This window comes from Bacterioplanoides sp., from assembly GCF_965219715.1.
In the GTDB taxonomy this organism is placed as follows: domain Bacteria; phylum Pseudomonadota; class Gammaproteobacteria; order Pseudomonadales; family Oceanobacteraceae; genus Bacterioplanoides.
This window is the reverse complement of the sequence record NZ_OZ244785.1, coordinates 4,245,274-4,270,068: the sequence shown is the minus strand read 5'-3', so window position 1 is coordinate 4,270,068 and position 24,795 is coordinate 4,245,274. Positions and strand designations below refer to the sequence as shown.

Below are 24,795 nucleotides of genomic sequence, written 5' to 3'. Positions count from 1 at the left end.
TTTTCTGGCCAACTTAAAAGCAACAATGCTTACAGCGGGCTGCGGCCTTTTTTGGCAGCAGTACGCAGACGCAAAGCATTCAGCTTAATGAAGCCTGCGGCATCAGCCTGATCGTAAGCACCGGCATCGTCTTCAAAAGTAGCAATCGCTTCGTCGAACAACGTGTCTTCAGACTGACGACCAACAACAATGACGTTGCCTTTGTACAGTTTCAGGCGAACGTCACCGTTTACCACTTTCTGAGTTTCATCAATCGCGGCTTGCAGCATGGCACGCTCAGGGGACCACCAGTAACCGTTATAAATCAGCTTAGCGTATTTAGGCATCAGCTCATCTTTCAGGTGCATCGCTTCACGGTCCAGCGTGATGGACTCGATAGCGCGGTGCGCTTTCAGCAATACAGTACCCGCTGGAGTCTCGTAACAACCACGGGCCTTCATGCCCACATAACGGTTTTCTACGATGTCGACACGGCCAACGCCGTTTTCACCAGCTGTTTTGTTCAGTTCTTCCATAATGGTCGCTGGCGACTTTTCCACACCGTCGATCGCAACCGGGTCACCGTTTTTGAAGCTGATGGTCAGGTAAGTTGGCTCATCTTTCGCTTGCTCAGGTGCCTTGGTCCACAGCCACATATCTTCTTCCGGCTCATTCCAAGGATCTTCCAGAATGTCGCCTTCGTAAGAGATGTGCAGCAGGTTAGCGTCCATTGAGTAAGGCGACTTTTTGCCTGCCTTCTTCTCAACTTCAATACCGTGCTCATCACAATAAGCCATCAGAGTTTCACGGGAAGTCAGATCCCAGTCACGCCATGGAGCAATCACTTTAACGCCTGGCTTCAGTGCGTAGGCACCTAATTCGAAACGAACCTGGTCGTTACCTTTACCGGTTGCACCGTGAGCGATAGCGTCAGCGCCGGTTTCGTTAGCGATCTCAATCAGACGCTTAGCGATCAGAGGGCGCGCAATCGAAGTACCCAGCAGGTACTCACCTTCATAAATGGTGTTTGCACGGAACATCGGGAAGACGAAGTCACGGGCGAACTCTTCACGCAGATCGTCGATATAGATTTCTTTGATACCCAGCGCTTCAGCCTTGGCACGCGCAGGTTCAACTTCTTCACCCTGACCCAGGTCAGCAGTAAAGGTCACTACTTCGCACTGATATTCTTCTTGCAGCCACTTAGCAATTACCGAGGTGTCCAGACCACCGGAATAGGCCAACACCACTTTTTTGATGTCTGACATGGAATTTCTCCAGGATGATTAGGCCCGAACCGCTTATCAGCTCAGGCGATAGAAAATTTAAGGGGGCGTATTGTACTGGTTGTACAGCGACTAGCCAAGCCTGTCGCGGACTAGCGCCGATCAGCGCGTGGTGGCAGCTTAAACAGCAGATTATCCGGAATCGGCATATCTTCACGCTGCTCAAGGCGAATGGTCACCCGACGGTTCTCTGCCCGGCCTTTGGCGGTTTTATTGGTGGCAACCGGATAACGTCCGCCATGAAAACGGGTGGTAATCATCTCCGGATTAATCCCTTGCTTGATAAAGTAGCGCTCGACATCTTCCACCCGGGCCTTGGAGATCTGGCGCTGATCATAACGGCGCCCTTGATTATCGGAGTGGCCATCGAGATACACCGCAAATACCCGCGGATCGTTTTTCATATAAAAGATAATGCGATCGAGAATATCGGTATCGGCTTTATCGACCACTTTTTCATTACCGCCAAAAAATACCTTTGAGCGGGCGACCTGATCAAAGTTAACCGGCAGCAGCTGTTTCACGCACTCAAGGTAATCGAGGTAGAACTCATCGAAAGCAAACGCAGACACCTGAACACGCACAAAGCGCTGATCGTCGTAATAGGTTTTATGGCTGATGGTCGGCCACTTGCCTTCCATCAAGGCATGTAAAAACTGATTAGTACGCTCATGATCGAGGCTGAGATTGGGTTTGTCTTTAACAATCTTGGCACTTCCCAGATTCTCTGTTTTTCCACTGGGCTGCCAATAAGGCGGCAGAATACTGACCCGCGCCTGGCTGTAATCCATCAGATTACGAATGGTCTCCAGCTGGAAATACACATCTTCACCGGCCTGATGATAGAAAACGGCATGACCGTATTCAGGAATTTTCTGGGCGAAACGGCATTCAAACACCGAACCGCTTAATGACCACTCGGTATTATCCAGACTGCCGCCAAAATGCAGCGGCTCAGCAGCCTGCATCGGCAATGAAAACAGCAGTAATGTCGCCAGGCGGAACATGTTAGGCATGGGCTTCACGTAAACTTTGAATGCAACTTAGCTTAGTTATCGGCAAGTCACCGAGATAATTAAGAAATCAGCGTACTAATTCGGTACAATATGCGCCAATTACACCAATAAGATTAGTCGAGGTTTGCAGAGATGACTGAGCGTTTAACCATTACCCGTCCTGACGACTGGCACCTGCATCTGCGCGATGGCTCAGTGCTGCAGCATACCGTGCCAGCCACAGCCCGTGTTATGGGTCGTTCGATCATCATGCCGAACCTGCAGCCACCGGTAATGACGGCAGAACAGGCATTGGATTACCGCGGCCGAATCCTGTCGAAAGTACCGCAGGGGCTGAATTTCAATCCATTAATGGTGCTGTATCTGACCGATAACACCACTCCGGAAATGATTCGCGAAGCGAAAGAAGCCGGTCATATCGTTGCGGTTAAGCTGTATCCGGCAGGAGCGACCACCAACTCAGACTCCGGCGTTACTGACCTGAGCAAACTGGACGAACTGGCCGCAGCCCTGGCAGAACATGACATCAAGTTGTTGGTTCACGGTGAAGTCACACACTCCGATGTGGATATTTTCGATCGTGAAAAACGTTTCCTCGATGAAATTCTGGTGCCACTGGCAAGCCGCCACCCTGATCTAAAAATGGTGGTTGAACACATCACCACCAAAGATGCCGCTGAGTTTGTCCAGAGCCAGAGCGACAACGTTGCCGCAACCATTACCGTGCAACACCTGGCTTACAACCGAAATCACATGCTGGTTGGTGGTATCAAACCCCATTTCTACTGCCTGCCGATTCTCAAGCGCAATACTCACCAGCAAGCGTTACAGGAAGCAGCCATCAGCGGCAGCCCTAAATTCTTTCTCGGAACAGACTCAGCCCCCCATGCCAAAGGCGCGAAAGAAAGTGCCTGTGGTTGTGCTGGCTGTTTCAGCGCCTACGCTGCCATTGAGCTTTACGCTGAGATTTTTGAAGACTTGGGTGCACTGGATAAACTGGAAGGTTTTGCCAGCCATTTCGGCCCGGACTTTTACGGCTTGCCACGTAATTCAGATGAAATCACACTGATTAAACAAAACTGGCAGGCCCCCACTGAAATGCCTTTTGGCGATGATATCATCGTACCGTTACGCGCGGGTGAGACCCTGCGCTGGAAACTGGACTACTAATAAACAGGATTAAGGACGAACAATGAGTGACGATAAGCAGCCTAAATCCTTAATGGCGCAACGCTTCCGCGGCTTTTTACCCGTTGTGGTTGACGTTGAGACCGGTGGATTTAACGCACGCACCGATGCCCTGCTGGAAATCGCCATGGTAACTCTGCGTATGGACGACGACGGCTATCTGCATCCGCATGAAACGCTGTCAGCCAATATTCATCCATTTGATGGCGCCAATCTGGAAAAGGAAGCGCTGGATTTTACCGGTATTGATCCGTTTGATCCTGAACGTGATGCCGAGTTCGAAATCGATGTATTAAGCGAAATGTTCCAGACCATTCGCCGCGAAATAAAACATTACGGCTGTAATCGTGCTGTTTTGGTTGGTCATAACGCCCATTTTGATCACAGTTTTTTGCGCGAAGCCGTCGACCGTAATGATATTAAACGTGATCCTTTTCATCCGTTTTCCTCGTTCGATACTGCATCCATTGCAGCAATCGCGTTAGGACAAACCGTGTTGGCAAAATCCTGCAAAACCGCTGGTATCGATTTCGACAACAGCTCTGCCCACAGCGCAGAATACGATACGTTTAAAACAGCCGAGTTATTCTGCTTTATTGTTAACCGCTATAAAGATCTGGGTGGCTGGCCACTGGATCTTGGCCATGCGGTAGAAGAGGAAGATTAAGTTGGAATATCAGTTTTATCAGGGAAACCGTGGCCCGGTTGCAGAATTGTCGATGGAACAAGCTGCAATTGGCCGCTGGCTGAGTGACGAAATTGGTAACGATACCGATCGCATTTCCGGTTTATTACATAATATCGAGCAAATTCAGGACGGTATTTTTGAAGCGCTGGACATTAATGGCAAAGAATTTATTTTATCGCTGAACCGCGATGAAGTTGAGATCAAAGCCAACAGCATTGCCGAAAACTTTGACGATGATAGTCAGGAACAGATGACCGCCGATGGCCTGAACTTCTACGACAGTGAGGATATTGCCGGTTGTGGTCTGGATGATTTTAAAGACTTGCTGATCGCCTGGCTGGAGTACTGCTCTGGCTAAGGCCTTCTTACAGGCTTCAATATCGGTTATCGCGTTTTCACCGATATTTCCAATTCTAATCCCTCAATGGTGTTAAGCGGCGGAATGGCCAGATCTTCCGCGGCCTCCTGCCAGTGAACCTTGCCAGAAAAGTCTACAGCCGATGGCTTCTGATTCACTTCAGCTTTGTGCTCAAAGAAGTTCGGAAAGGTTTGGGTCTCACCAACCAACGCGTGATTACGCCACTGCGGTTCCGTGTTGGCGTGAATATCACCGTGTTTTATTTCATGGGGTAAATTGAGATCAAGGATGCGTCGCGCTACGTTTGTGTGCTTCTGGTCAGTTGCCTGCGGTTGATAAAACAATTCTTCAACGCCAAAGGTGTTATCTTCCGGGCTTTCGCCTTCACTGCCGGGCTGTGCAGGTGTATCACCGGCTTTTGAAAGCTCGCTGTTTCCTTGCTTAACTCCGCGCAGAATAGGCTCGCCAGCATCATTACAACCAGCAAGCCAGATTCCTGCAATTAATAACAACAGAAAACGCAATATTACTCGCACTCTACATATTTGCATTCTTGCAATTCATTTCCGTCAACATCCACGTGTTTTACCAGAGTCAGCTGCAACTCCACACGCCCAACCAGCTCAGTATCAAATGCAACGCTGGCCGGTTTATCTTTTTCCATGGTGACAGCAGGTGTGCCCAGTAATTTCTGACCTCTACCGAGATCTGCATAAATTTCCGTATCAACGGTATAACTGCCACCTGCGTTCTGATTCACACTCAGCACTAAACTATAGCCACCTGCACCGTGTTCTTCAAAACGACTGGTATCATTCTCCAGAATGACAAATGCGGTATCGGTTTTCAGCTGCCCGGCATAAGTCATCACCGCATTAACCTGATACACAGATAAAGCCTGAGCAGCCACCGGAAGCAGGCTCATTACCAGTAAAAACAGGCCAGCAATCTTATTCTTCATTATTCTTTTCCTGACGACTCCAACTAAGTGTACAGCCGTCTTCTGCAATATATCGAGAGTCCACAGCCAGGTTAATAACACTAACCAGGTCTCCATTATCCGCAACCAGGCAGGGCCATTGTGGCCTTAACCAGGGCGGGATTTTATGCTCTTGCCAGACATGTTTGAGTTTTTTCGCCGGCCGTCCATGTGGCCTTATCAACCCCGCTGGAATTGTTGCGGCAGTCATCAGGGTGTAGTCCCCGGGTAACAACCCAACACGATCACTTTCCTGTGTATCGGCTGCAATCTGTATTGTGCCAGCATGCCAGCGGATAGCTGCTGACGATGTCTCATTTCCGGCACAAAGTTGTGATAACTTCAGGGGCTGCTCCTCAGTAGTCAACCGATCTGTCCCACTCTCTGCACCGCACAAAAACAACGCATTATCGAAACGTCTTAAAACCCAGGCCCCCAACACAAGTTCGGGTTGCTTACCGGTTTGAGCGGCGATGATTTCACTAAAGACACATTGCAGTTGTATGGCAGAGGGGGAATTAATTCCATTAAGCCTGAACCAAGCACGTAAAATACACGCCTGAATTGCATGACTATTTCGGGTTAATTCATTCAGCAATAATTTGTGGCTGGCGGTTCCCGGCCAGGGACTTTCAGCAATACAGCTTTCAAGCCTGGGCTGCAGTAACTCCTGCAACACCTCATTGTCACGCTGTAACTGCTCAATACTGCGTAATACACTGGCCTGACGTCCGGGATAACGTGTCCATAAGGTTGGCAGTAAGTTCTGACGCCACCAGTTACGATCAAATCGCTGGTCCTGATTGGATTCATCTTCAACCCAACTTAGCTGCTTTGCCTGCGCATAATCAGCGAGCTGAGTGCGCTGACACGACAGTAACGGACGCAATAAAAAATAATGTTGTTCACGACGAACAACAGGCATAGATCCTAAACCCTGAATACCAGCACCTCGCATCAAGCGCTGAAAAAAAGTCTCGATCTGATCGTCCGCATGATGTGCCGTCAGCAAGTATTCGCCCGGCCTTAATTCTTCGGCAAAGGCGCTATAACGAGCTTTGCGCGCTGCTTGTTCCAGTCCCTCACCAGAGGCAACCACTGCAACTCTTTTTACCGTCAGCGGGATGTTTAACTGAGAGCAAAGATCCTGACAAAACAGCTGCCAGGAATCCGCATTTTCGGACAAGCCATGATGAACATGGATGGCTTTTACGTGGTTTAGATAACGTCGGGAATGTGCCAACAGATGGAGCAACACGACAGAGTCGAGGCCGCCACTTAGTGCGACCCAGATTACTGGGTTTTCACTGGCAAGCTGATTTTTAAGCTGGTGTTCGACAACCTCAGTTAAATAGCAACTCAACGGCTTCCTCGCCAAATTCGTATTTTAGTTGCAGCAACTGATCGTCGGTGGGATTGATACGATACTGATCACCCAATTGAATATCGCATTGAGCTACTTCGTTACGGAAATCCAGCACCACCGGACAACCATTTTCCATCGGTAATAATTTCTGTTGCAGCTGTTGTGGCAAACGCTCACCTGCCAGTTCAGCATCAACTTTAATACGCAAAGACTTGGCAAAAGTTAATCGCGCCTGACTGATTTCCATCGCACTGCGGCCGGTTGCTTTTAAGCCGCCGGAATAATCGTCATGACTGACCTGAGCTTCAACAACCAGCACTTTATCTTTGGCAACAACTTCGCGAACGTCTTCATATACATCAGCGAACAAAGCGACTTCCATACGGCCAGAGCGATCATCCAGCGTAACAAAACACATATTGTCGCCACGCTTGTTTTTCATCACCCGCATATCAACCACTAAGCCAGTGAGTTTTTGCGTGCCTTTATTTTCCTGAATATGTGACAGCTTGGTTGGCACCAGCTGGCGTACTTCTTTTTCATATTCATCAAACGGGTGGCCGGTAACGTATAAGCCCAGGGTATCTTTTTCACCCTGTAAGCGTTCTTTCAGAGTCCACTTACGTAAATGACGATGACGTTCATACGGATCGGTTTCATCAGCTACTTCTGCTTCGACTTCACCAAACAGATCGATCATACCAGCAGCTTCGTTAGCCGCACTTTGACCCGCGGCTTTTACCGCATCTTCAATCGCGGCCATTAAAATTGAACGGTCCTCGCCGAAGCAGTCAAACGCACCACAACGCACCAAAGCTTCCAGTACCCGCTTATTAATTCGCTTGGAATCGCAACGCTCACAGAAGTCGAATAAATCTTTAAATTCACCGCCCTCAGCACGGGCTTCGGTGACCGCTTCCACCGGACCTTCACCGGCGCCTTTCACTGCACCTAAACCATAAACAATGGCACCGTCGTCATTGACGGTAAAACCAAATTCCGACTGGTTAACATTCGGTAAAACCAGCGCCAACTCCATTTCACGACACTCTTCGATAAAACCAACCACCTTATCGGTGTTTTGCATATCGGAGGTCATTACCGCCGCCATAAACGGCGCCGGATAATGTTTTTTCAGCCACAGTGTGTGATACGAAACGACTGCATAGGCGGCGGAGTGAGATTTGTTAAAACCATAACCAGCGAATTTTTCCACCAGGTCGAAAATTTTCATCGCCAGGTCAGGGTCAACCCCGACCGAAATAGCGCCTTCGCGGAAGGTTTCCCGCTGCTTGGCCATTTCTTCCGGTTTTTTCTTACCCATCGCCCGACGCAACATATCAGCGCCACCCAGGGTATAACCTGCCAGTGTCTGGGCGATCTGCATTACCTGCTCCTGGTAAACAATAACGCCGTAGGTCGGTTCTAAAATCGGTTTTAAACTTTCGTGTTGGAAATCCGGGTGGGGATAAGCCACTTCGGCACGGCCGTGTTTCCGGTTAATAAAGTCATCAACCATGCCGGATTCCAGCGGCCCCGGACGGAACAGGGCCACCAGTGCAATCATATCTTCCAGGTTATCTGGCTGCAGACGGCGAACCAGGTCTTTCATACCCCGGGATTCAAGCTGGAATACCGCGGTAGTCTGAGCGGTTTTCAGATATTCGATCGACTCTTTATCATCGAGCGGAATTTCTTCCACCCGAATAGGCTCTTTACCTTCACGCTCACGAAAACGATTAATGGTTTTTAATGCCCAATCGATAATGGTCAGGGTCCGCAGACCCAGGAAGTCGAACTTAACCAGTCCGGCTTCTTCCACATCGTTTTTATCGAACTGAGTTACCAGACCTGCGCCACCGGGTTCACAAGCGGTGGCGGAAAAATCGGTTAATTTGGTGGGTGCGATTACCACACCACCGGCGTGTTTACCGGTCTGACGGGCGATACCTTCCAGACGCAACGCCATATCCCAGATTTCCTGGGCTTCGTCATCGTCATTTAAAAATTCACCGAGTGCAGGTTCGGTATTTAACGCTTTTTCCAGCGTCATACCCGGGTCGCCCGGAATTAATTTCGATAACTTATCCGCTAAACCAAATGACTTACCCTGAGCACGGGCCACGTCACGGACCACAGCTTTTGCTGCCATGGTGCCAAAGGTCACAATCTGGGATACCGCCTGACGACCGTAGTTATCCGCCACATAGGAAATTACTTTTTCCCGGTCTTCCATGCAGAAGTCGATATCAAAGTCGGGCATGGATACCCGTTCCGGGTTCAGGAATCGTTCGAACAGCAAGTCGTATTCAAGTGGATCCAGATCAGTAATTTTCTGCGCATAAGCAACCAGGGAGCCAGCACCAGAACCCCGTCCCGGGCCTACCGGAATATTGTGGTCTTTAGCCCACTGAATAAAGTCCATTACGATCAGGAAATAGCCCGGGAATCCCATCTGGATAATAATATCCAGCTCGAACTTTAAGCGCTCATCATAGGGCTTACGTTTTTCCTGGAACTCAGCGGAATTTGGATCGAGGTCGGAATAAATAAACTCCAAACGCTCCTGCAAACCCACTTCGGAAATTTTACGGAAGAAATCGTCTTCACTCAGACCTTCCGGAATCGGATAATCTGGCAGGAAGTATTTACCCAATAACACTTCCACCGAACAACGTTTAGCAATTTCAACAGTGTTTTCAATCGCAGATGGAATATCACTGAAAAGTTCAGCCATTTCTTCCGCAGAACGGAAATATTGCTGCTCGCTGTATTCGCGCGGGCGGCGCTTATCTTCAAGGGCATACCCCTGACCAATCGAAACCCGGGTTTCATGCGCTTCAAAGTCTTCAGCCTTCAGGAAGCGCACATCGTTGGTCGCCACCAACGGGATTCCTAACTTGCCGCCCAATGCGATACCCGCCTTAGCTACGACTTCGTCACCTTCGCGGCCAGTACGCTGAACTTCATAATAAAAACGGTCACCAAGAACGTGTTGGTATTCCCTGGCAAGTATCTCTGCACCTTCTAAGTCCCCCTTCACCACGCGCTGACCGATATCACCATCGCGCGCACCTGAGAGCACAATTAATCCCTGTTGATGTTCAAACAACCATTCCTTTTTGATCATGGCACGGTCGAAATGCTGATTATCAACAAAACCCTGGGAAATGAGCTCCCGCAAACTGAGGTAACCTTCGGGCGTCTGACACAGGGCTGTTATACGAAACGGTGCATGAATATCCTCTTCATTTTCCAACCACAGATCCGCACCTAGGATTGGCTTAATACCAGCTCCCAAAGCGCCTTTGTAGAACTTAACCAACGCGTATATGTTGGCCTGGTCAGTCAGAGCAACAGCCGGCATGCCCATATCCGAAACCGCACCAATCAGCTTCTTCACCCGCACGGTACTGTCGTACAGCGAAAATTCTGAGTGAACACGAAGATGGACAAAATTCTGGGACATTAGCGGGTACTTAAGCTGAAAAAATAAACGACCATTGTAGCGACATTCGCTTGCTAATGGCACACTCCCCGACTATCTCCCACACAATCAATATCTCAAATGGCTAAGAAGCACTCCAAAGCAGAAATTTCAGATGCGACCAAGGCTGACGCAATGAAAATTGCCAAAGGCACCCAAAAACCTGGTCAGACCAAAGAGCAGACCAAGCTGATTGCTCAGGGTATCGAAAAAGGCATTGCTGAATATAAAAAGCGCGAAAAGCAAAAATCCCGCGAACGTGACAAGCAGCGGAAACAAGAGCTGAAAGCGAAACTAAAAGAGACCGAAACGGAGCTGGTAGAAGAAAAGCCAGCCAAGCCACTGACCTTTCTTCCCTGGATATTACTCGCCGTCAGCTGGATTGGGTTTATTGCGTTTCAGCTTATGATTCCTTAGATAATCGGGCTCGATCTCTAAGCAGCTAGTTATAAAAGCTCCGGAAACAAAAAAGCCGCTCTGTTTCCAGAGCGGCTTTTTTACGTCTTACGAGATGTTTAATGATTAGCCGAAGAAGCTGATCATCACACCGGCTGCTACCGCAGAACCGATTACACCCGCAACGTTTGGACCCATCGCATGCATCAACAGGAAGTTCTGGCTGTTAGCTTCCAGACCAACTTTGTTAGATACACGAGCCGCCATAGGTACAGCAGATACACCTGCAGAACCGATCAGCGGGTTGATAGGATCTTTGCTCAGCTTGTTCATGATTTTAGCCATGATCACACCAGCAGCAGTACCTACCATAAAGGCAACCAGACCCAGGATGATAATCGCCAGAGTGCTGCCGTTCAGGAAAGCATCAGAGCTCATTTTGTAACCAACAGACAGACCCAGGAAGATGGTCACTACGTTGATCAGAGCATTTTGTGCCGTGTCGCTCAGACGCTCAACCACACCAGATTCTTTCATCAGGTTACCGAAGCAGAACATACCCAGCAGCGGAGCTGCGGATGGCAGCAGAATCGCAACCAGTACCAGTACAGCGATCGGGAATACGATCTTCTCGCCTTTGGTTACCGTGCGCAGCTGGCTCATGGCGATCTGACGCTCAGATTCTGAAGTCAGTGCTTTCATAATTGGCGGCTGGATCAGAGGAACCAGAGCCATATATGAGTAGGCCGCTACCGCAATTGCACCCAGCAGTTCAGGCGCCAGTTTCGATGCAATAAAGATCGAAGTCGGGCCGTCAGCACCACCGATGATACCAATCGCCGCCGCCTGCTGAACGGTGAAGTCCATCAGGCCTGCATCAGTCAGCAGTACCGCACCAGCAACAGTACCAAAGATACCGAACTGAGCAGCCGCACCTAACAGCAGAGTTTTAGGGTTAGCCAGCAGCGGGCCGAAATCAGTCATCGCGCCAACACCCATGAAGATCAGCAGAGGTGCAACACCACTGGCAATCGTCATGCTGTAGAACACGTATAACATGCCGTTATCGAAGCCCAGGGTAGAACCCAGTGCAACCGCTTTCTTGTACAGGATACCCTGCACTTCGTAAGCTTCTTTATAAGCGGCAAACACCTGATCCATCGTTGAGTTAGCAGCAATGCCGAACAGTTCAGCAAATTCTGCCAGTACTTTTGGATCCGCAGAACGAATCGCAGCTTCGGCCGCAGACCAACCCATGCCAGCACTCGGGATGTTAACCATCAGAGTACCAACAGCGATTGGTAACAGCAGCAGTGGCTCAAAGCCTTTTTTGATGGCCAGGTACAACATACCAAAGGCCACCAACATCATGAACGCCTGGCCACCCTCAATGTGGGCAATACCAGTGTCATTCCAGAGACGGAGTAAGCTATCCATCAATCAGCCCCCCATTAAGCCAGCGTGTACAGAGTGTCGCCAACCTTAACAGCAGAACCTTCAGCCGCAGCAACGCTGCCGATGGTGCCAGCGCGCGGTGCACGAACTTCGGTTTCCATCTTCATGGCTTCCAGAATCAGAACCACATCGCCTTCAGCAACTTGCTGACCCGGCTGAACCAGAACTTTCCATACGTTACCAGCCAGAGGTGCAGCGATTGGATCACCACCACCAACAGCGGCTGCAGGAGCAGCACCACCAGCCGCTGGCGCAGCGCCACCTAAGCTGATTGGGGCACCGTTTACAGGAGCCAGTTCTTTAACGTCGCCGCCTTCGTCAACTTTCACTACGTATTCGTTGCCATCAACGGTTACGGTGAAGGTATCTTCGTCAGCACCTTTAGGCGCTGGTTCGAATGCGTCTGGGTTGCCACGGTTTTCCAGGAACTTAGGAGCAATCTGTGGGAACAGAGCGTAAGTCAGAGCGTCGTCGATTTTATCAGCAGCCAGCTTGATGCCTTTGTCGGCAGCCAGTGCGTCAACGTCTGCAATGATCTTGTCCATCTCGTTTTCCAGCAGGTCAGCCGGGCGACAAGTGATTGCTTCCGCACCATCCAGAACGCGAGCTTGCAGCTCAGCATTCATCGGCGCCGGTGCAGCACCGTATTCGCCTTTCAGGATGCCCTGAGTTTCTTTAGAGATAGACTTGTAACGCTCGCCAGTCAGTACGTTCAGTACTGCCTGAGTACCAACGATCTGAGAAGTCGGAGTTACCAGAGGGATGAAACCCAGGTCTTCACGAACTCGTGGAATTTCTTTCAGTACGTCGTCGAACTTGTCAGACGCGCCTTGCTCACGCAGCTGGTTTTCCATGTTGGTCAACATGCCGCCAGGAACCTGGGCAACCAGAATACGGGAGTCAGTGCCTTTCAGAGCACCTTCGAACTTAGCGTACTTCTTACGAACGTCGCGGAAGTAAGCAGCGATTTCTTCCAGCAACAGCAGATCAATGCCAGTCTCACGCTCAGTACCTGCCAGAGCAGCAACAACAGATTCAGTTGCTGTGTGACCGTAAGTCATGGACATAGAAGAGATTGCGGTATCAACACGGTCGATGCCAGCTTCTACTGCTTTCAGGATGGTCATATCAGACAGACCTGAAGTCGCGTGAGCGTGCAGTTGAACTTCCAGGTCAGTCTGAGCTTTCAGCTTGCCAACCAGTTCAAATGCGTCGTATGGAGTCAGTACACCGGCCATATCTTTAATGGCAATGGAGTCTGCGCCCATATCTTCAATTTGTTTCGCCAGAGACACCCATGCTTCCATGGTGTGAACCGGAGAAGTGGTAAACGACAGAGTACCCTGTGCGTGTTTGCCCTGTTTCTTAACTGCTTTTAATGCAGTTTCCAGGTTACGCGGGTCGTTCATCGCGTCGAATACACGGAAAACGTCTACACCGTTGGTAGCAGCGCGTTCTACGAATTTATCAACTACGTCGTCAGCATAGTGACGGTAGCCAAGCAGGTTCTGACCACGCAGCAGCATCTGGTGCGGGGTTTTTGGCATGGCTTTCTTGAATTCGCGAATGCGATCCCATGGGTCTTCGCCCAGGAAGCGGATGCAAGAATCGAATGTTGCGCCGCCCCAGGATTCAAGAGACCAGTAGCCTACTTGATCCAGCTTTTCAGCAATGGGAAGCATGTCGTCAATGCGCATACGAGTCGCCAGAATGGACTGGTGTGCGTCGCGCAGAACGACGTCGGTGATACCTAAAGGTTTTTTAGAATCGGTCATGGGTGATGGCCTTTTCAATCCGTTAACGTTGTAAACGTTTGGGTAATCCAAATTCGCGGGCTACTACTTTTGGTAGCTATCAATAACGTGGTTTCGTTATTTCTGGCGCGCGCGATGCTCTTTAACTGCTGCAGACAATACTTTTAACAGCAGTGGGTCCACGCCCTGGGTCGGAGCTGCAGGTGCTGGAGTAGCAACCACTTCTTCTTCCGGCGCGATTTTGTTCACCAGTTTAGACATGGCGCTGGTTACGAATACCAGCATGGTCAGGAATACGAATACGACTCCCATACCAAATACCATCAGGTCCAAACCTTGAGAGACGAGACTTGGCTCAGTCATGTCAGGCGTCCTCTGTTTTTTGTGTCGAAGCTCCCAGCCCTTTCACTCTGCTTTTGCGCAAAATAAACCTTACGAAACGCGTAGTTATGGGGATAGTAAGCCGCCGTAGAGTACTTAAAAGGTCTAATTGGCGCAACTTAAACTGGTTGCCATCCGGTTAATTACTAACCAGCTGTTACGCGAAATGCGCCAGTAGCAAGGGGAATCGCGGAATATAATGACCAGTGTTATTCGTCATTCACAAAATCTATACCACTAGAGTGCTAAATCACTCCCGCGTATAATTCCGGCTCTTTATATTTAGCTCAGCTGTCGTCCTATGTTTACCGGTTCTCTGCCCTTCTCAAATTGCCATTCCCCTTATATTGCTTTGGCACCGATGGAAGGATTAATGGATGGTCATTTCCGTGAGCTGTTAACCGCAGTTGGTGGTATCGATCACTGTGTTACCGAGTTTGTCCGAATCACTCAACAGGTGTATCCGGAACGGGTGTTTAAGCGTTTCAGTCCTGAACTGGCCTATTCCGGTGAACACCGTGGCAAAACCCGGGCGGGCACGCCGGTACATGTGCAGCTGCTGGGCAGCGATCCACAACTCATGGCCGAAAACGCAGCCAAAGTGGCTCGCATGGGCGCCCCCGCCATCGACCTCAATTTTGGCTGCCCTGCAAAAACCGTGAATAAAAGCCAGGGCGGCGCTGTGTTATTACAGTGGCCAGAGTTGATTCACGACATCACAGCTGCTGTTCGTAAGGCCGTGCCGGATCATATTCCGGTATCTGCCAAGATGCGTCTCGGCTTTAAAGATAAAAGTCTGGCGCTGGAAAATGCCGATGCCTTGGCATCCGCTGGTATCCAATGGTTAACCGTGCACGCACGCACCAAAACCGAGGGATATAAACCACCGGCATACTGGGAATGGATTTCGCGAATAAAGGGCCAGCTTTCGATACCGGTTCTGGCCAATGGCGAGATCTGGACTCCGGATAACGCGCAACAATGTATGCAGGAAAGTGGCTCGGATATTCTGATGATTGGCCGTGGTTTGGTGGCAACGCCGGATCTTGGCTTACGTATCAAGGCACAGCATTCGGGGTCAGATTACCAGCCACAGGGCTGGCAACAGCACTTGCAGCTGTTCCGCAAACTCGCCGACGACCTGCAAGACCTGAACGACAAACAACTCACCGACCGCCTGAAGCAGTGGCTGCATTACTTCACCATGCAGTCGCTGGAAATTTCTGCGGTATTCCAGCAGGTAAAACGTGAGCGGGATAAAGCGGTGTTTTTTGAGAAGTTAGATCAGGCGATTCTTGAGGTCGAAAAAAATCCTCCGCAGCGGGAGGACTTTAAACAGTATCAGCATAGTGGGTTTTGAATTGCCGTTGTCTATTTCAATTTAGTGATCAATGCGGAACACTCAGATTTTGTAATTCGATATGTAATCTTGACCTTCATTACCTTCGAAATAAATAAAGTCGATGAGAAAAACTGCAGCTAAAAGGATTTTCTTTTCCTTCGAGGTTGCGCCATCTGGAAACTGAATACCAAAAGTATCGGCATCCGTGAGAAATTCCTCGGCCCATCCTCGCCAGGATTTTCGGATAATTCCATACACTTTTTGATTTTGGACAATATCAAATGTCCATGGTTTCCATAATGGTCCCTTAATTTCACAAAGTAAGTTCCCATCGCCATCCAGAACTTCGAACAGTTTATTCACAAGACTGAATTTCCTTTGAACTGCACCAATCCATTGGCCATTCTCAAATACATTCAATCGATGAAAATAAAAACGGAACGGACGATAAGCAGTTAATACATCTTTATTATCATCATTTACAATCCTGAGAGTGAATGGCCGATGTCCTGAAAGCACAGATCTCACCAATAACGAGAACCAGCGTCGTCCCCCAACCTCGAATGCAAAGTAGGCTCCATCGCCCTCTTTGTTCCTGATTTCATAACGATTTGTGCTCTCCAGTGGCAGAATAATTTCACTGAAATCAACCAACTGCCTGATTAGTAAAGTGTCTTCCTCTATTTCCATATCTTTCCAGTTCGTCACCAAGACAGGCAGCTGAAGCCAGCATCTGTCTATATTGTTTCAAAGCAAATTATACAGATCGGTTAGCAGTTCTGCTGTCTGCCCCCAGCTAATACATGGATCGGTAATCGACTTACCGTAAGTCAGCTGACCATCACCTCTTTCACCGTCCATACCTTGCTTACCTTCCTCAAGGAAGCTTTCCAGCATTAAGCCAATAATCGCTTTATTACCCGGTTTATTTTCAAGACCAGCTCGCTGAGAAACTACTTCTTTAGCGATATCAATCTGACGCAGGTGTTGTTTCTCGGCGTTGTCGTGACTGCAATCGACCATCACCTTGGCGTTTACCCCACCCGCGGCCAGCGTAGTTAATGAAGCGGCAATACTTTCAGCATCGTAGTTCGTGATGGTTTGTCCCTGAATATTTTTGCCACCACGTAACACCAGGTGCGTGTCTGGATTTCCCGGTGTGTCTAACATAGCAATCTGGCCATCGACATCCAGACCCAGCGTATGATGGCTGTGACGTGCAGAAATCATGGCATTTACTGCGGTTGTTGCCGAGCCATCAGTACCATTTTTAATGCCAACCGGCATCGGTAAATGACTCACCATTTCACGGTGGGTTTGCGATTCAGCGGTACGGGCGCCAATCGCAGTCCAGCTCACCAGATCATCCAGGTACAACATGGTTAATGGATTCAACGCCTCAGTTGCCAGTGGTAAGCCAAGCTCAGCCAGCTGAATCATTAACTCTCGGGAGCGGGTAACTCCCTGTTCCATGTTGCCACGACCATCACGTTCCGGGTCGTATGCTAAACCCTTCCAGCCGATATGAGTGCGTGGTTTTTCCACATAAGCGCGCATCACAATTAATAACTTGTCGCTGAGCTGCTCATTTAATGCCGCAAGGCGTTTGCCGTAATCCAGCGCCGCTTCTTCATCGTGCAGAGAACATGGGCCGGTAACAATCAATAAGCGATCATCGTCGCCATTTAATACATCCCTAACCTGCTGACGCTGCTGATCAATTTGTAAAACCAGCTCATCGGTTAACGCCAGTTGTTGCTTTAATTCGCGTGGCGTACGCACCTGGCGCACTGCTGGATCATTCGCTGCCAGCTTTTCAGCTTGTTGCTTATCGGCTGTCTGATTGTTTGTCTGATTTAATTTTGTCACTGAAGTTGTCATCTTTTTCTCACTTAATTTAGCTGTTGTATCTGCTGGATGTTGCTGTTTTATGTTTTACACGCGTATGTCTTTTTCTATCGAGCCCGGACTTAATGGTTGTTGGTCAATATCACCAACGACGCACTAAGCCCGGGCTAAAATAGCCAGCAAAGCTAAATCGACCTGTTGCCTTCACGCCTCCGGCGTCAACAGGTTGAGAATTTAAAATGTTCTGAATGCAGAGTGTTTCCATCTCATTGCTCTCTTCAGTGTGTCGCCTTTTGCTTCTGTGAAAAACGACGTCCAATAAAAAAACCCCGACTGGCTGACTGCCAATCGGGGTTTTCTTGTTCCCTGGAGGCAGTCTGGCGTTTCGCCGGGACTGCCAACTTTCAATTTTAGCTGGCGATACCCGACTTTTGACTAAAATAGCCAAAGCCATACCACCCAAAATACACAGACGCAACCAGACCGTTCTTGGACTGTGCTGAATTCGCTGCTTGATGCTCAGCGATGATGTTTGCGATACGTGTATTTGAAATATTCATGTGCCTGATACTAATGATCCTGAATCAGATTGCAACCTGCTTTTTACTTGTCATTACTGGCTTTTACCTTTTTCCTGTCATGTTTAACGCAATTCAAACTCCGTTTGACGGTGATCCAGCACCTTAGACGTGAGGGTAATTTCACCCGCCTGAATCTGATGACCTTCCAACTCCAACAATTTCGCCTTGGTCTCAATACCACCCGCATAGCCGCGTAACGCGTTATCAGAACCAATAACCCGATGACAGGGAACAACAAGACTGATTGGATTTCTGGCATTAGCACTGGCCACCGCCCTGACGGAACCCGGATTGCCAATCGCCTCAGCCAATTGCTGATAACTGCTTAACTCTCCATAAGGAATTTTCTGCAGTGCCAACCAGACTTGCTGCTGAAAATCGGTACCTATCGGCTTGATAGGCAGATCAAACGTCTGCAATTCACCACAACAATAAGCCGTGAACTGCTGTCGACAGTGATCCGCCCAGACAGCAATATCGGTATTCTGATTCACCTGTCCCGGCTGAAAACGAATACTACGAATCACATCTTTCTCACCCCGGATCACGATATCACCCCAAGGGGACGCGACAACCAGGCAAACAGGTCCCTCTTGCTGAGTTATTTTTTCCGGGGTATGTGCATGCAATACAGGCATTTATTACTCCAATTACGACCGAGTCGCAGTTTCTGCATTATAAAATTGCCACAATAATAGCGTCGCGTAAGCGCGCCAGGGTTGCCAGTTCTCAGCGTGTTTTAACAATTGTTTTTCTGTCAGTATTTTTTCGCTGTTAATTAACTGGCTGTAACTCTGTCGTACAATCAGGTCGCCTGCCGGAAATGCATCCGGCATAGCATAGGCACGCATTTCCAGATAATTAACGGTCCACGGGCCAATGCCTTTTATTTCAAGCAAAGTGTTACGACGCACTTCCGGATCAGCATTAAATTCAAATATCCACGGTTGCTGAATAAAGGCGTCAACAACTGAGGTAAGCGTGTTGATTCTCGCTTGAGGCAAACCAAGACCGTCAAAATTGAACCCGGTAAAATCTTCGGCGTCAGGAAATGGCTTTAACACGACTTCTGATTTCGAGTCCTCTCCATACAAACGCAATAAAATACGATTAAGAATGGTAATTGCAGCTTTGACACTCACCTGTTGGCCAACGATCGCTCGAAAGATCGCTTCAAATGGTGTCACTGTTCCCGGTAAACGCAGATCTTGCAAAGACAACCGATCAATTGCTAGCGATAAATTCGGATCAGATTCCAGATCTGACAGGATTCGGCTAACAGGGGCCTCAAGGTCGAATAAGCGCTTCACCAGCACCACTATTTCGCTGACAAAAACCAATGCGTCCGTCGTCAGATTCAGCTCCAGGCGTTTTCTGGAGCGATTAAAACAAATTTTAATGACAGTCGTGTCGCCGTTGCTCAAACGAATACAGCACTGGTATTCATCGTCACTTACCCGTTCTATCTGATGTAATTGGCGTAAACGAAAAAATGCTAATAAAGACTCAAAGTCATAGTTTTCTGGCGCGGTAAGGTAAAGCTTAAAACTCTGCTCCTCATTATCAGAAGCTTGTCGCTTACGCATCGCCGATGGTGGCTGTCCGAATTGTTGCTTCCAATGCTCGTTAAATCGACGCACGCTTTGATACCCCGACGCAAACGCTATTTCCGTAATACTGAGATCCGAATCAAACAACAACTGCTTCGCCAATAAACTGCGCCGCGCCTGATCCATTTGCACTGGACTGGCTCCGGCATATTGCTGACACAACTTACGCAGATAACGCTCGCTGATTCCCATTCGCTCGGCCAACTGAGTAACTGAAGCATGCTGCAGCTGCCCCTGATTAACGGCACGGATCACACGAGCAGCTATCGCTTCATTTCCCAGCCAGGCAGCACTCATTGGTGATGTTTCCGGACGACAACGTAAGCACGGGCGATAACCAAGTTGAAAAGCTTCGGCCGCAGAGGGAACGTAAAACACGTTTTTTTCCAGCGGTGGCGCCACCGGGCAAACCGGGCGACAAAAGATTCCCGTTGTCTTCACAACCGTAAAAAACACGCCATCAAACCGTATATCACGGCTTAGCCGGGCACGACGACAAACATCATCCGCCGGTAACAAACGATCGCTAATATGCTCTGCTTCTGTGGACATCGCTGTGCTCTGCTCAAGCAAAAGCCAGTGGCTTCTGGAAAAACTCTATTGCCTCAATGGAAGGTTAAGGCACGACCAGTCCTAGCTTACCCCGATTATTATGCCCGACTGGCGATTTTCGGCACTGATTGTAATCAGACACGGAATTAAATTGATAATTGGCCTAATATGACAGGCAACGCGGTCGAATTGGCTATTCAGCTGACAGAGTAAGCAGAGTATGATCCGCGCGCATTAACGATACGATCAGAGAAAACGTATGCATACCACCATGTTTGACACCCCGATCCTGAAAACCCTGCTGCGCTGGATGTCCATCCTGGCGTTGAAGCTGTCTGGCTGGAAAGCCGAGGGGGAAATCCCGAAGGATCTTAAAAAGTGCGTCATGATTGCAGCGCCACACACCAGCAACTGGGATCTGCCCTTTATGCTGTTTATTGCGTTTAAACTCAAAGCAAAAATTTACTGGATGGGTAAAGAACAAATCTTTAAGCCACCGTTTAAAGGTCTGATGATGTGGATGGGCGGCGTACCGGTTGATCGCTCCAAAGCCAACAATATGGTTCAGGCGTCTATTGATGCAATCAATGAAAACGAACAACTGTTCCTGATTGTGCCACCAGAAGGCACCCGTTCAAAAGTGACTTACTGGAAAACCGGCTTCTACCACATTGCTCATGGTGCTGGCGTTCCTATTCTGATGGGCTTTCTGGATTACAAAAATAAGCGTGGTGGTATTAAAGGTATCTATACCACCACAGGCGATATTGAAGCTGACATGGAAGAAATCAAAGGCATTTACGCTGCGATCAGCGGCAAAAAAGAAGACCAGTACCACGCAGGCTGATTCCGCTGTTCCCGACACAGGGCAACGATACTGTCTGGCCTGTGTTAAACTCCCCCGCCCAGTTACAACACAGTTTTATTGTCGTCATGAGCAAGAAAAAGCGCCGCGATATTCCGCAGTACCAGCTACCTATTATCGAAACACATTTCCATCTGGATTACCTGAAAGAAGGTGAGCCTGAAGAAATCCTGGCAGCCGGTCGTGACATCGGTGTTGAGCGCTTTATGACCATCGCCGTGCAACCAGATAATATGCCGACAGCACTTGGTCTGGCAGAACGCTTTGAAGATGTCTATGCCACGCTGGGCGTTCATCCCCACGAAGCGGCATCGTTTGATGAGGCAGCGGATGGCTACATTCAAACCCATGCGATTAACCCGAAAATTGTTGCCGTTGGTGAGATTGGGCTTGATTACTTCTACGATCATTGCGACCGCGAAGTACAGAAACGAATCTTTAAACGTCAATTACAACTGGCGATTGACTGTGAACTGCCAGTAGTCATTCACACTCGCGAAGCCGACGAAGACACCATCGAAATCCTGCAGGAATATGCACCGAAAATGCCGAAAAAAGGCGTGGTACATAGCTTCACCTCAGGGCTGGAACTGGCAAAGATTGCCGTAGATTTAGGCTTTTGCCTCGGAATTAACGGTATCGTCACCTTTAACAAGGCTGATAACGTGCGTGAAGTGGTGGCACAAACGCCACTGGAAAGCCTGCTGCTGGAAACCGACGCGCCGTATCTGACACCAGTGCCTTATCGTGGCAATGAAAACGCACCGAAATACCTGCCGTTTATCGCCGAAAAAATTGCTGAAGTAAAAGAAGTAACGGTGGAACAGGTACTGCAGCAAACCTATCAGAACTCTCTAAACACTTTCTTCAGCTAAGCCGGTTTGCAATGCTCAAGCAGGCTGCCAGAGCGCGGGCATAATTTATAGCCAGCGCTCCAGCGTCTTACGGATCGTCTCTACTTTCAAAGGCTTGGCGATGTAATCGTTCATGCCGGAATCGATACAGCGCTCATAAATCTGATCAGTGGTGTTAGCCGTACAGGCAACAATCGGCCGATGAAAACCAAACTCACGCAACTGCCTGCTGGTTTCAAAGCCATCGAGCCCAGGCATCTGACAGTCCATCAGAATCAGGTCATAACGATTGTTGGTTACTACGTCTAAACAGCGCTCACCAGACTCTACGGTATCAACATTCATGTTACTGAAGCTCTTTAGCAACATCTTTTCAGCAACCTTCATATTCACCAGATTGTCTTCGACGATCAGAATCTGGCGTTCGCTGTCAGCCATCTGATTGCCAAAACCATCACGACGGGCAACCACTTCCACCGGAAACTCGACTTCAACCTGAGTACCGCCACTGGCGTTATCACGCAGGACTAAATGGCCGCCCAAAATCTGGCTGATATGATTTGTAATGGTCAGGCCCAGCCCAACACCGTCATAACGGCGACTGAATGACGAGCTGGCCTGCTGGAAAGCTTCCAGTACCTGGCGTTTTTTCTCATCAGGAATGCCAATGCCACTGTCATTCACCTGCACCCGCAGATAGCTCTGCCCACCGCGCTCATCGATGCCTAACTCAACAATTACCATGCCTTCTTCGGTAAATTTCAGTGCGTTGTCGACAAGATGGCGAACAATTTGTCTGACCAGAGAAGGGTCGGTACGGATGGCTTTATTCTTCAGGCAGCGGTCATAATCAACCACCAGCGAAATGCCTTTGTTCATGGCTGCTGTCGTAAAGGCATCCAACAGATTGGCAAGAATATCTTCAACTTTATGATCTGAAAACAACACCTGAAGTTTGTTCTTTTCGGTATCAACCACCACTAAAACGTCTTCCAGCAATTGAGTCAGATGCGTCAGTGATTGCTCAGCCATGGCTTTATAATCATCAAACTCCGCCGCCGACTGCTTTTGCTCCATCAGCTGTAACATGCCAATAGCACCATTAAGCGGAGTCCGGAATTCGTGGCTCATCATCGCCAGAAATTCACTTTTCGCGCGACTCGCCTGCTGCGTCTTCACCTGCTCTTCCATCAACCGCTCGGTGTACACCTTTTGGTCTTCTTCCGCCTGCTGCAGTGAATAAGCAAGCTGATTGGCATTCACCTGCAAGCGACCGACTTCAGCACCATTCGCCACAGAAATTCGGGCACTGTTTTCTCCGCGGGCTAATCGCGAGAAAAACTCAGACAGCTTCTCAAGTGAGGAAATAATATCGTAAGAGGTCAGGTGACTAACCAATGCAGCAATCAATACCACAATCAATCCAGCGATAGCAGACTGCCACATGATGGTGAATTCGCGCTCACGGGTGAACGCGTCCGTCAGACTGAGATTAATAGTCGCCAACAATTGAGACTCCGGAGAGTCTTCAGCCACTTCATCGTATTCAGAGAACTCATCCAACTGCTCCAGTTTCATTTTGACCGGAAAACTTAATATATGGATGTCTTCCGCCGCGACAGCGTCATACTGCTCATCGAGGAAATTTAACAGCTGCTCTCCCTGGGGGCTCTGAAACTCAATCGCAACCACCCCAGGCTGCTGTAACGCGGTATTGATCAAGGGTTCAATCAGATCGTAATTACCGGAAATCAGCGGATACTCCGCCGCTGCTGCAAGATCTTCAAGAATCAGCAAAGCAATACTGTGCTGCTCGGCACGTACATCATCCCAACGCTGGACCATATGAAAGGCAGTCAGAATCAACACGGCAGCAAAAGTCGGAAATGCAGCAACTAACAAAATACGACGACGTAATGACCACTGGCGAAACTTCATTTATTTCGCCTCCTGCTGCGTAATGGCTTCCTGCAACTTATGCTCAGGAGGCAGCAGTAAGTTAAGTGAACGCCCGACCTGCTCGTTGTAACGAACATTAAAGTAACGATTAAAACCCGGCTCAGGCCAGGAACCGGTATCGAGCCCTTGTCGCAGTATCTCCGACAACCGCTTAGCAACATCCGGGATGTCACTGTAGGTAGTGGCTAATGCTCCCGCTTTAATATAAGCGCTGGAAGGGCCTATCAAAGGTTTATTCTGGCGGTAGGCAGTGATCAGGATGTTCTTGATATTGGCGGAACTATAAAGCTCGGGATCGTACACACCGATCAATGCCTCGTTATTACGCAGTAAGTCTACCAATGCACGATTCAGGTTCTGGTATTCAGAGATGGCATACCAGCGAACCTTAGCAATCTCTTTCAAGGTATTGACGGCTTGCTGCCAGGGAGCAAGATCAGGAACTAAAATTCCAAGCGGCTTATTACGGCCGAGAACGGTTGTTGCCAGACGAACCTGGCGCGCCAGAGGCGGCTCAATAAAAATGGCTGAAGCGAGCTTGGCTTTGTGCTGTTGCACCACCTTCTGACTGGTGAACACAGCAACAGCTGGCTGCTTGCCTTGCCAGCCAGACACTGCCTTAGGGCCCGCGAGTACAACGGCTTTGTATGAATCTGAGGAGAAGTCTTCACTGATGAGTCGAACATCAACATCCTGCTGCAGCTGCTCCGATAGCAACTGCGCCAGTTGTGTCACTGACCCCAGTTTTTTGTGACTTAAAACAGCAACATCTGCCGCTTCTACCGGACTGATAACAATCAGTAGTAGCAGCAGAAGCTTAATTATCGTGTGCATTGCATCCTTGCCTGCGA

The 24,795-nt window shown here is 49.0% G+C and carries 22 protein-coding genes; 7 read left to right on the top strand and 15 right to left on the bottom strand.

Features of this window, described 5'->3' with window-relative positions; genetic code table 11:
• Nucleotides 1-29: 29 nt before the first annotated feature.
• Nucleotides 30-1,247 (bottom strand): argininosuccinate synthase, encoded by a 1,218-nt coding sequence (locus tag ACOQOZ_RS19775; protein ID WP_420589875.1) that lies wholly within the window; start codon nucleotides 1,245-1,247, stop codon nucleotides 30-32.
• A 110-nt stretch (nucleotides 1,248-1,357) separates the two neighbouring features.
• Nucleotides 1,358-2,281: a flagellar protein MotY gene (locus tag ACOQOZ_RS19770; RefSeq protein ID WP_420589874.1), complete on the bottom strand. Its 924-nt coding sequence runs from the start codon at nucleotides 2,279-2,281 to the stop codon at nucleotides 1,358-1,360.
• 132 nt (nucleotides 2,282-2,413) lie between these two features.
• Here ACOQOZ_RS19770 and pyrC point away from each other — a divergent pair, with 132 nt between their 5' ends.
• The 3 genes from pyrC to ACOQOZ_RS19755 are packed head-to-tail and all read left to right on the top strand — an operon-like array spanning nucleotide 2,414 to nucleotide 4,515.
• Nucleotides 2,414-3,451 carry a dihydroorotase gene (gene pyrC, locus ACOQOZ_RS19765; RefSeq protein ID WP_420589873.1) on the top strand — a complete coding sequence of 346 codons (1,038 nt, stop codon included), beginning with the start codon at nucleotides 2,414-2,416 and terminating at the stop codon, nucleotides 3,449-3,451.
• 22 nt (nucleotides 3,452-3,473) lie between these two features.
• Complete coding sequence (gene rnt / locus ACOQOZ_RS19760) at nucleotides 3,474-4,136, top strand: ribonuclease T (protein ID WP_420589872.1); 663 nt, start codon at nucleotides 3,474-3,476, stop codon at nucleotides 4,134-4,136.
• A gap of 1 nt (nucleotide 4,137) precedes the next feature.
• A complete protein-coding gene (locus ACOQOZ_RS19755; protein ID WP_420589871.1) occupies nucleotides 4,138-4,515 on the top strand; it encodes a YacL family protein in 378 nt (125 codons plus the stop codon).
• A gap of 26 nt (nucleotides 4,516-4,541) precedes the next feature.
• On the opposite strand, the gene ACOQOZ_RS19750 is transcribed toward ACOQOZ_RS19755, so the two are convergent.
• The 4 genes from ACOQOZ_RS19750 to dnaE are packed head-to-tail and all read right to left on the bottom strand — an operon-like array spanning nucleotide 4,542 to nucleotide 10,329.
• Nucleotides 4,542-5,051, bottom strand: coding sequence for a hypothetical protein (locus ACOQOZ_RS19750; RefSeq protein WP_420589870.1), 510 nt, complete (start codon nucleotides 5,049-5,051; stop codon nucleotides 4,542-4,544).
• Nucleotides 5,042-5,476, bottom strand: coding sequence for a hypothetical protein (locus ACOQOZ_RS19745; protein WP_420589869.1), 435 nt, complete (start codon nucleotides 5,474-5,476; stop codon nucleotides 5,042-5,044). Before ACOQOZ_RS19745 ends, ACOQOZ_RS19750 begins: the two co-directional genes overlap by 10 nt.
• A complete protein-coding gene (tilS, locus tag ACOQOZ_RS19740) occupies nucleotides 5,466-6,857 on the bottom strand; it encodes a tRNA lysidine(34) synthetase TilS (protein WP_420589868.1) in 1,392 nt (463 codons plus the stop codon). The genes ACOQOZ_RS19745 and tilS overlap by 11 nt, the downstream gene beginning before the upstream one ends.
• A complete protein-coding gene (gene dnaE, locus ACOQOZ_RS19735) occupies nucleotides 6,838-10,329 on the bottom strand; it encodes a DNA polymerase III subunit alpha (RefSeq protein ID WP_420589867.1) in 3,492 nt (1,163 codons plus the stop codon). The genes tilS and dnaE overlap by 20 nt, the downstream gene beginning before the upstream one ends.
• 99 nt (nucleotides 10,330-10,428) lie before the next feature.
• Between dnaE and ACOQOZ_RS19730 the strand changes: the two genes are divergently transcribed.
• The gene (locus tag ACOQOZ_RS19730; protein WP_420589866.1) at nucleotides 10,429-10,764 is read left to right on the top strand and encodes a DUF2956 domain-containing protein; all 336 of its coding nucleotides are present in this window, start codon (nucleotides 10,429-10,431) and stop codon (nucleotides 10,762-10,764) included.
• Between the two features lie 105 nt (nucleotides 10,765-10,869).
• Here the strand turns inward: ACOQOZ_RS19730 and ACOQOZ_RS19725 are convergent, their stop codons facing one another.
• The 3 genes from ACOQOZ_RS19725 to ACOQOZ_RS19715 all read right to left on the bottom strand — a co-directional run bounded on the left by ACOQOZ_RS19725 (nucleotide 10,870) and on the right by ACOQOZ_RS19715 (nucleotide 14,315).
• On the bottom strand, nucleotides 10,870-12,180 hold the full coding sequence (locus tag ACOQOZ_RS19725; protein ID WP_420589865.1) for a sodium ion-translocating decarboxylase subunit beta: 1,311 nt from the start codon (nucleotides 12,178-12,180) through the stop codon (nucleotides 10,870-10,872).
• Nucleotides 12,181-12,194: 14 nt separating this feature from the next.
• A complete protein-coding gene (oadA, locus tag ACOQOZ_RS19720) occupies nucleotides 12,195-13,973 on the bottom strand; it encodes a sodium-extruding oxaloacetate decarboxylase subunit alpha (RefSeq protein WP_420589864.1) in 1,779 nt (592 codons plus the stop codon).
• Between the two features lie 96 nt (nucleotides 13,974-14,069).
• Complete coding sequence (locus tag ACOQOZ_RS19715) at nucleotides 14,070-14,315, bottom strand: OadG family protein (RefSeq protein ID WP_068660603.1); 246 nt, start codon at nucleotides 14,313-14,315, stop codon at nucleotides 14,070-14,072.
• A gap of 319 nt (nucleotides 14,316-14,634) precedes the next feature.
• Here ACOQOZ_RS19715 and ACOQOZ_RS19710 point away from each other — a divergent pair, with 319 nt between their 5' ends.
• Complete coding sequence (locus ACOQOZ_RS19710) at nucleotides 14,635-15,693, top strand: tRNA dihydrouridine synthase (protein ID WP_420589863.1); 1,059 nt, start codon at nucleotides 14,635-14,637, stop codon at nucleotides 15,691-15,693.
• A gap of 42 nt (nucleotides 15,694-15,735) precedes the next feature.
• On the opposite strand, the gene ACOQOZ_RS19705 is transcribed toward ACOQOZ_RS19710, so the two are convergent.
• The 4 genes from ACOQOZ_RS19705 to ACOQOZ_RS19690 all read right to left on the bottom strand — a co-directional run bounded on the left by ACOQOZ_RS19705 (nucleotide 15,736) and on the right by ACOQOZ_RS19690 (nucleotide 20,266).
• Entirely contained in the window at nucleotides 15,736-16,365 is a 630-nt protein-coding gene (locus ACOQOZ_RS19705) for a phospholipid scramblase-related protein (RefSeq protein ID WP_420589862.1), read from the bottom strand.
• Nucleotides 16,366-16,422: 57 nt separating this feature from the next.
• A complete protein-coding gene (locus tag ACOQOZ_RS19700) occupies nucleotides 16,423-17,556 on the bottom strand; it encodes a 3-deoxy-7-phosphoheptulonate synthase (RefSeq protein ID WP_420589861.1) in 1,134 nt (377 codons plus the stop codon).
• A gap of 610 nt (nucleotides 17,557-18,166) precedes the next feature.
• Nucleotides 18,167-18,742: a methylated-DNA--[protein]-cysteine S-methyltransferase gene (locus ACOQOZ_RS19695; RefSeq protein WP_420589860.1), complete on the bottom strand. Its 576-nt coding sequence runs from the start codon at nucleotides 18,740-18,742 to the stop codon at nucleotides 18,167-18,169.
• 12 nt (nucleotides 18,743-18,754) lie between these two features.
• Nucleotides 18,755-20,266 (bottom strand): DNA-3-methyladenine glycosylase 2 family protein, encoded by a 1,512-nt coding sequence (locus ACOQOZ_RS19690; protein WP_420589859.1) that lies wholly within the window; start codon nucleotides 20,264-20,266, stop codon nucleotides 18,755-18,757.
• 259 nt (nucleotides 20,267-20,525) lie between these two features.
• On the opposite strand from ACOQOZ_RS19690, the gene ACOQOZ_RS19685 reads away from it, so the two are divergent.
• Nucleotides 20,526-21,113: a lysophospholipid acyltransferase family protein gene (locus ACOQOZ_RS19685; RefSeq protein ID WP_420589858.1), complete on the top strand. Its 588-nt coding sequence runs from the start codon at nucleotides 20,526-20,528 to the stop codon at nucleotides 21,111-21,113.
• An 86-nt stretch (nucleotides 21,114-21,199) separates the two neighbouring features.
• On the top strand, nucleotides 21,200-22,006 hold the full coding sequence (locus tag ACOQOZ_RS19680) for a TatD family hydrolase (protein ID WP_420589857.1): 807 nt from the start codon (nucleotides 21,200-21,202) through the stop codon (nucleotides 22,004-22,006).
• A gap of 45 nt (nucleotides 22,007-22,051) precedes the next feature.
• Here the strand turns inward: ACOQOZ_RS19680 and ACOQOZ_RS19675 are convergent, their stop codons facing one another.
• Together ACOQOZ_RS19675 and ACOQOZ_RS19670 are read right to left on the bottom strand one after the other, a co-directional pair.
• The gene (locus tag ACOQOZ_RS19675; RefSeq protein ID WP_420589856.1) at nucleotides 22,052-23,923 is read right to left on the bottom strand and encodes a response regulator; all 1,872 of its coding nucleotides are present in this window, start codon (nucleotides 23,921-23,923) and stop codon (nucleotides 22,052-22,054) included.
• A complete protein-coding gene (locus ACOQOZ_RS19670) occupies nucleotides 23,924-24,778 on the bottom strand; it encodes a hypothetical protein (protein ID WP_420589855.1) in 855 nt (284 codons plus the stop codon).
• Nucleotides 24,779-24,795: the final 17 nt, after the last annotated feature.